Raw genomic sequence first — 4,451 nt, 5'->3', positions numbered from 1 at the left:
TTTTCAACCGACTCTGCATTTATATTATGCAGCTTAAATGCCGATTAGCTTATTACCCCGGATGGTGGGAACCAGGGCCAACCTTGGATGTATTAGTTAACCTAACTGCTTGGAATCGGCTACCCAAAGAATATCGGGAGGTTTTGAAGACAGCCACTATTGAAGCCAACTTGAATATGCTTAGTCAGTACGATTCCTTGAATGGGCAAGCGCTGACGCGGTTACTGGCTGGTGGTACAAAACTAGTTCCCTACAGTCAGGATATTATGCAAGCAGCCCAAAAAATCTCTTTTGAGTTGTTTGAAGAAAATGCCAGCAAAGATGCGGCTTTTAAACAAGTCTACGAACAGTGGAAAGCCTTTCGCCAGCAGATTTTTAACTGGAATCGCGTTAACGAATTAAGTTATGCCAATTTTGTTACATCTAGTAGCAGTCCTAAATGATTGGTAAATTTTTGACTTCCCCAAAGGGGCTGACTTCCGCCTTGGGGTACTAGCTTCCCAAAGATGGTAAGAAACTAACAATTCCCGGAAAAACAATAATCAACACCAGTACCAAAAGTTGCAGCAGAATAAATGGTATTGCACCGCGATAGATATCCTTTGTAGTTACTTCCGGTGGTGCGACACCGCGCAAGTAAAACAGCGCAAAGCCAAAGGGAGGCGTGAGGAAAGAAGTTTGCAAATTTGCTCCCAAAATTACACCGTACCAAATTAGGTCAATACCTAAGTTTTGGGCAACTGGTACAAACAGGGGGATGACAATAAAGGCAATCTCAAAAAAGTCGATGAAAAAGCCAAGGATGAATACCACCGCCATGCTGACAACCAAAAAACCGATTTTACCGCCGGGAAGATTGGCGAGAACATCGAACATGAAGCGATCGCCATTTAATCCCCGAAAGACTAAACTAAAAGCTGTGGAACCAAATAGGATAAAAACCACCATGCTAGTGATTCGCAAAGTGGCATCACAAACTTGACGCAGAGATTCTAAAGTAAGTTTACGGTTAGCAGCCGCCAGTGCGATCGCACCACCACAACCCACTGCACCCGCTTCTGTCGGCGTAGCAATGCCAAAAAATATACTTCCCAGTACCAATAAAATCAGTATTAAAGGCGGCATCATCACCTGAATTACCCGCCTTCCCAAAGCTTTCCCACCAATTTCTCTCACCTCAGCAGGCAACGCTGGTGCTAAATCTGGCTTCAAAAATGCCACAATTAGCACATGTAGGGCAAATGCACTTGCCATCATCAAACCGGGAATCACTGAACCGAGAAACAAGTCGCCCACCGACACACCTAACTGATCGCCTAGTACTACTAACACCACACTCGGCGGGATAATTTGCCCCAAGGTTCCTGATGCAACAATGACACCAGTGGCTAATTCTTTGTTGTACCCATAGCGCAGCATGATTGGCAGAGAAATCAAACCCATCGCTACCACTGTCGCCGCTACTACACCAGTTGTAGCTGCAAGCATTGCACCTACCAATATCACAGCTAAAGCCAGTCCGCCACGCAAGCGTCCCAACAAAATCCCCATCGTTTCTAACAGCCTTTCTGCTATCCCAGATTTCTCCAGCATTGCCCCCATAAAGATAAAGTAAGGGATAGCTAATAAGGTATAGTTTGCCATGATGCCAAAAATCCGCTGTGGCATGGCAGTGAGAAATACTGGGTCAAATACACCTAAACTAATTCCCAGAATTCCAAATAAAATTGCCACACCGCCCAATGAAAATGCTACCGGATATCCCAGCGACAACAGCACCAAAGCACCAGCAAACATCAGTGGCCCCAACCATTCATAAGCCAGCGTCATGATTTTCCTCCTGAGGTTCTATTCTGCTTTGGAGAATTGCCAAGTTTTTGATCGCCTGAGAAATTCCCTGAAAAATCAGCAGCACAAACCCGACAATAATCATCGCTTTAATGGGGTAACGAGGCAACCCACCAGGATCAGATGAGGCTTCCTTGATTTGCCATGAAGCCACAACGGCATCCCAAGAAAAAATGATTACGATGATGCAGAATGGGATGAGGAAAAATATAGTCCCTAGTAAGTCTGCAAGTGCCTTTCGCCGAGGCGGCCAATTACTGTAAAAAATATCAACACGGACGTGCTCGTTATGCTTGAGAGTATAAGCTGCTCCCAATAAGAAAACTAAATCAAAAATATACCATTGAGATTCTATGTAGGCGTTGGAAGTGAAATTATTACCACTAATTCGTCCGAGATATCGGCCGATAACATTCCATACACCAAGTAGGATCATTACTAGCACCAGCCAACTGGTAAATCGACCAATCCGTTCAGTGCAATTATCAATAATTTTTGATATTCTTAATAATTTTTCCAATGTTTATTTTGCCTCTCAAATTGATGTCAGAGACTTCTCTCAAACCCATAAAGGTTAGCTAGAGCTTTTTTGCTCAGAAGTCCATAAATAGTAGTTTACAGCCCGATAGTCAGAAATCTGAGCCTTTCAGGAGAAAATGTTTCTATGTAACTTATTTAACGCCAATGGTAATTTATTTCAAGTGATTTAAATCTTTTAGGAGTTAAGGTTAAGGTTAAAGTTAATAACGATGTTTCTACCAGCGATCGCTTACTGAAGTTATTTGTAGCAAATAAATTGTTAATTTTAAACAACTATTCAAAAATAATTTTTCAGAAGCAAATATATCATTAAAGATTATATAAATATTAGATTCAAAGATATTTTTTAAGAATTATAATTTGTTTGGCTTTCATGAAAAAAAACATTTTTTGCTGAATTTATCTCTAATTGTTGGCACTGTTACAACCCGCATTTTTGAAACCGCTTACTATACCTGAGTAGTTTAAAAAACAAAAGTAGTTCGTCAGGAACATAAGTCTATTAATACTAGAGAGTAACTTGTTGTTATCCTATCCAGCTAAATCATAGTAGGTTGGGAAATTCTTAACAGTTTCGATTTTTTTTATGAACTCTGAATCGAAAAATTAACAATAACTATTTAGTTTTTTCTGCGCCACTAGTTAAGAGGTAATCTATGGTGCGAAACTCAAAGCTAGGGTACAGAACGTTCCCTAAGTCTATTCTGCGTCCATCCGTTGCTATAGGTATAATCGCATCTTTATTGGTTGGCGGAATAAGTTTTTATATAGTAAAACGCTGGCAAAATTATGCAAATTCAGAGGCACAAGTGCCAGCAACACAATTGCCACAGTTAAAAACGGTAACAGCTTTAGGGCGGATTGAACCACAGGGAAAGGTAATTAAACTCTCTGCTGCGGTGTCTGCGGAAGGAAGTCGGGTAGAAAAGTTGTTAGTGAAGGAGGGGGATAGGGTAAAAGCAGGACAGGTGATTGCGATTTTGAACAGCCGCGATCGCTTGCAAGCAGAATTAAAAGAGACGCAGGAACAAGTACAAGTAGCCCAGGCAAACCTAAACCGCACCCAAGCAGGTGCAAAACGTGGTGAAATTGCCGCCCAAAAAGCTGCGATCGCTAACTTAGAAGCAGAACGCCAAGGTGATATTAATACCCAAACAGCGACAATTGAGCGTTTCCAAGCCGAAGTGCGTAACGCCCAAGCAGAAAACGAACGCCATGAGAAGCTATATCAACAGGGTGCAATTTCCGCCTCTCAACGAGATAACAAGCGTTTGAACTTAGAAACCGCCCAAAAAAGCCTGCAAGAAGCACAGGCACAGTTAAATCGTATCCAATCAACTAGCCAGCAAAAGATTAAACAAGCCACAGCAACACTCAATGAAATCGCCGAAGTGCGCGGAGTGGATATAAAAGCTGCCCAAGCAGAAGTCAATCGGGCCGTAGCAGCCATGAATCTGGCAAAAGTCAATTTAAAACAGGCCCAAGTGCGATCGCCTCAAAATGGACAGATATTCGAGATCCATACCCATCCTGGCGAATTAGTATCAGATGATGGCATTGCTGATATCGGACAAACCAATCAAATGTATGTCATAGCCGAAGTCTACGAAAGCGATATCGGCAAAGTCCGTTTAGGGCAGCAAGCGCAAGTATTTGGTGATTCCCTCTCGATTGAATTGCAGGGAATCGTAGATCGCAAGGGCTTACAGGTGCGGCGGCAGAATGTCATTAACACAGATCCTGCTAACAATATTGATAACAGAGTAGTGGAAGTTCATATTCGACTAGATGAAGCCTCCAGCCGAAAAGCCGCCACCTTAACCAATATGCAAGTTAAGGCAGTAATTGAATTATGAATTGGGCATTGGGCATTGGGCATTGGGCATGGGGCATGGGGCATTGGACGATAATATAAATAGTTCTTCTCCCCCTGCCTCTCCTGCCTCCCCTGCCTCCCCTGCCTCCCCTGCTCCCCTGCTCCCCTGCTCCCCTGCTCCCCTGCTCCCCTGCCTCCCCTGCCTCCCCTGCCTCCCCTGCCTCCCCTGCCTCCCCTGCTCCCCTGC

Annotated in this window: 3 protein-coding genes and 2 pseudogenes; 2 read left to right on the top strand and 3 right to left on the bottom strand. The window is 43.4% G+C overall.

Annotation, left to right across the window (positions count from 1 at the left end):
• A pseudogene (locus tag VB740_RS17260) lies at window positions 1-443 on the top strand (hypothetical protein); the annotation flags it as partial.
• 49 nt (window positions 444-492) lie between these two features.
• Here VB740_RS17260 and VB740_RS17255 read toward each other — a convergent pair.
• The gene (locus tag VB740_RS17255) at window positions 493-1,830 is read right to left on the bottom strand and encodes a TRAP transporter large permease subunit (RefSeq protein WP_323201190.1); all 1,338 of its coding nucleotides are present in this window, start codon (window positions 1,828-1,830) and stop codon (window positions 493-495) included.
• Window positions 1,814-2,368 (bottom strand): TRAP transporter small permease subunit, encoded by a 555-nt coding sequence (locus tag VB740_RS17250; RefSeq protein WP_323201189.1) that lies wholly within the window; start codon window positions 2,366-2,368, stop codon window positions 1,814-1,816. The genes VB740_RS17255 and VB740_RS17250 overlap by 17 nt, the downstream gene beginning before the upstream one ends.
• Before the next feature lie 679 nt (window positions 2,369-3,047).
• Between VB740_RS17250 and VB740_RS17245 the strand changes: the two genes are divergently transcribed.
• Window positions 3,048-4,244: an ABC exporter membrane fusion protein gene (locus VB740_RS17245; protein ID WP_416290037.1), complete on the top strand. Its 1,197-nt coding sequence runs from the start codon at window positions 3,048-3,050 to the stop codon at window positions 4,242-4,244.
• Here the strand turns inward: VB740_RS17245 and VB740_RS17240 are convergent.
• Window positions 4,239-4,451: pseudogene (locus VB740_RS17240) on the bottom strand (hypothetical protein); the annotation flags it as partial. The gene VB740_RS17245 and the pseudogene VB740_RS17240 sit on opposite strands and share 6 nt — an antisense overlap.

Source organism: Nostoc sp. UHCC 0251 (assembly GCF_034932245.1).
In the GTDB taxonomy this organism is placed as follows: domain Bacteria; phylum Cyanobacteriota; class Cyanobacteriia; order Cyanobacteriales; family Nostocaceae; genus Nostoc.
Note: the sequence above shows the minus strand (reverse complement) of the source record. Positions and strands in the feature narration are given on the sequence as shown.

Excerpts from the sequence above, each read along its gene's own strand:
- VB740_RS17255 (WP_323201190.1), bottom strand. The coding sequence starts at position 1,830 with ATGACGCTGGCTTATGAATGGTTGGGGCCACTGATGTTTGCTGGTGCT.